At 44.8% G+C, this 3636-nt stretch carries 2 protein-coding genes; both read right to left on the bottom strand.

Going from position 1 to position 3636, the window contains the following annotated elements; all coding sequences use genetic code 11:
• The coding region (gene esaA / locus CVN76_RS21475; RefSeq protein WP_100532992.1) for a type VII secretion protein EsaA at window positions 1-2115 on the bottom strand (2115 nt) is incomplete at its 3' end.
• Window positions 2108-3636 (bottom strand): FtsK/SpoIIIE domain-containing protein (locus CVN76_RS21480; RefSeq protein WP_269800070.1); only part of this gene is annotated, 1529 nt, incomplete at its 5' end. The genes CVN76_RS21480 and esaA, both read right to left, overlap by 8 nt.

Raw genomic sequence — 3636 nt, forward strand, 5'->3', positions numbered from 1 at the left:
TTGAAGCGTTACAAACATTTCACCATCAAGGTTCAACGGCGGTTCCGTTTCTATTTCAGGTGGCTCCATATGATCCGACATTTGGGCAGATACTTCTTGAGCACGTACGGTAATTGCCGCCAACTCAGCTAACGTTGCTTCCTGCCCCGCTTTTACGTTTGCATCATATTCCTTCATAAAACCTAAGATGGAGTCGGAGAACACTCCGAAATTATCATCGACTCCTGCTAAACTTGTTTTGACGAGTTTCGCTCCCTCATCCACGTTTGGGGAAACCCCATTTTTCAGGTTTTCCAATTCCTTTATATTGGCTGCAAATATTTTATCGACTTTCGCTGCCGTGACTCGTTCAGCCAATTCACTGTAAGATGACAGCGAGCCATAATAGGATAGGAGCTCATTTGCATTACGGTTGGTGATGGAATCATTAAAGACCTGCACCAGCACCGCGCGCCTTTCTCCCCCCACTTTTTCAAGGAGGCTCTGCTCGGAACTCCTGATCTTCGCGATGGCCTCGTCGATGGTCATATTTTGGATGTTCTGCAGCTCCTCTATATCCTCCTGTGACTTTTTCCATTCATCGCCAAGATCCTTGTAATCGGAGCCAAGTTCATGATAATCAGCTTGTAGCTGCTTATGCTGTTCCAGCAGTTGATTATATGAATCTACCAGTGCATTGAACTCCGTTATCACTTGATTATAATTCCCGGTTCTGCCGTTCACCGTTCCGTTGAGATTATTGATTTCTGCTTGGAGTTCTGCTGTAAGAATATTGAGTTGCTCAGCAGCTCCTTCACTCCCCTCAGCCGGCACCAAACCTGCAAGGGCCGATTGGATGCCATTGATTTGGTCCAGTAATGCCTGAAGCGAGAGCTCATCGATCGGCTCCTTCTTTGTAGGGGCATCTGCCGCCTCCCCCATACCCGTTTCAGTCTCGATATCCTCTATCTTTGCACCGTTCCCTCCAGTGGCATCCGTCCCATCGCCAGAGCCGCTTGCAAGGTTTCCTCTTTGCGCAAGCATGGCAGCCTGAAGCTTATCAAGGTCTAACTCTTCCGTTTGTTTGAATTGTTCAATCGAGCTTTGTTGTTCTTGAGAGATTTTCGAAATTTGATCGACTTGCTTTCCTTTCAGGTTTGTTGTGAAGGTTTCCAACTCAGCATTGCTGGAGTCCAGCCTCTCCTTCATGATCCCGACGTTTTCACTAAAGTCTTTGTCATTTAGGCTGTACTTGGCATTCATTCCTTGCTGAATCTCAGGAATCTGTTGGTTCCCCTCATCCAACACCTTGCCATAAGCTTGAACACTATCCTTGACTAGCTGCTGATTTTGGCTCGAAACATCCATGAAAAGTTTGCTTTGATTTTTTTGATATTCCTCGAACGAGGCGACATCTTTTACGAAGGAAGCCATTTGGGCTTTTGTATGACCCATTTCAACCATGGTTTCATTACTCGTCTTCCCGGCATCCTTCGTTTCGGCGAATACCCCTTCAAGCATATCCTTATGCTGCTTTATACTCCCGGCAAGGCTTTCCGAGCTAGGTGTATAGAATTCATACATCGTATTTTGAAAGGCGATTTCCTTTGCAAGGACATTATCGAATTTCTTGCGGATGTCCTCGACTGATTGGGAAACATAACTCCAATACTGTGTTGAGATATGCTTGTTCATTTTGCTTTTTGTCTTTTCTAATTCCTTTTGTACCTTTTCCATATTCTCTGCATTTAAACTTGTTTGTACCTTATACTTTATCCCCGCCTTGATCGGCCGTTCATCATTGAACGTATAAATATTCTTTGAAAAATCGGACGGGAAGTAGATAACGGCATCATACTTTTCATTGGCAAGCCCGCTTTCAGCCGTGCTTCGGTTAACTACGATCCACTCATATTCAGAATCCTTGTCCAATGTCGTAACAAGTTCCGAACCGACGTAAATCGGTTTTTCATTGAATTCAGTGCCATTATCTTCGTTGACGATCGCGATTTCACGGGATGCCGTTTCCAGTTTCTTCATTGGATTTTGACCAATATAAGAAAAAAACAAGATTGGCAGCGCTAAAATCACGAGTATTTTTGCGATTAACAGCACCGGTTTAATTTTTTCAGACACTCTCGTGCACTCTCCTTCTTTCTTCACTTAATGGAATTTGAATTTTACATTCCCGGCCATTATGGACAAAGTATCCGTAGCCCGGCTGAATTTCTTCTTCTTTTCTCGAATAAGAGAGTGTATACAGGCTTTGGTCCGATTTTTTCAGGAGCAAGACTGCCTGCCTGACTTGCTTCAATTCCGTTGTCAATGAATCATACCCCTTGGTGAAGTCATTGGCATTTCCAGCGACGATCAGTCTGAAACCAAGATGACTGTACTGCTTCATCATCCCGCTGATTCGATCCTGGATCCTGCCATCGATCGTTTGCTGAAACCGGGAAATGCTATCAATTACAAAAATGATGGCTTTGTATCCCTCTTGCTCCATCGGTTTCAACTCCAACGCTGCTAGGTACTCCCGTTCACGCTCTTCAAAGATTTCCGTAATATGATCGAGCCACTCCGTTATCTGATCTTTTGTTTCCACATAACGTACCTTTTCAATCGGAGCATATGAGGATAAACCACGGTCGATTCCGTCAAATAAGCCTATTTCGCCAATCGATTGTGTCAGCAAGGACTCCATGAGCACTCTTAGCACATTCGTTTTTCCTTTCCTTGACTGACCGAGGACAAGCAAGAATGGATCGACATTCAGCTCCACACAAACAGGTGTAACGCTCTCCTCCGAAAGACCGATCGGGATGGCCTCCTTCTTGATGGCTTGTGTCCAGTAGTCCTTGAAAGAGACGGTATCAAGGTGCGTCGGCAACATCGCAATGGCCGGCGGCTTAGGGTATTCCCGGTACTTCCCTTTATGTTCAGCGACAGCCTGTTTCATTTCTGCCAGAACGGCTATATCATCGGCTCCATCGGCTGGTAAATAGACCTGCACGAGATAAGTTTGATCTTTTTTCACTAAAGCTCGTCCCGGGACCGGTTCATTTTCATAAGGGGTTCTGCCCAGGACTGAATATTGCTCCGAACTGTCCATTAAATAATGAACCACTTTCGTCTTAAGGTTATTCATCAATGGCTGGCGAATGGCATTGATTCTAGTCGCCGTCAAAATCATGAAAATCCCCAGTGATTGTCCGTCACGTGCAAACTGGATCAATTGCGCCTCCTGATCTGGCATCTCATCCTTCACCAAATCGAAATTGTCGACCGTGATATAAATAATCGGCAGTTTCTCCTCCGCTAACGCGTTATAAAGCTTGATGTTACTAAGCTCCTTTTGCGAAAAAAGCTGCTTGCGCCTTTCGATTTCCGCTTTCATGAGTAGCATGAATTTTTCAATTTTCCTAAGCTCATCGAATCGGAAGTAGTCCCCTGTATGGGGCAGCTGGCGCAATGGAAGTAATGCGCTATTGCCAAAATCGAACAAGTAATAATGCAGTTCTTCAGGAGAGAATTGATCTGCAAAGCTAAAGAGCAGGGTCAAAGCCGTAGTTGATTTACCGTATCCGGAAGAACCGAATATCCCGATATTTCCATCCTCCATCCAGTTATAGATGTAATTTGTCTGGCTTTGCAATT

Source organism: Bacillus sp. mrc49 (assembly GCF_002803435.1).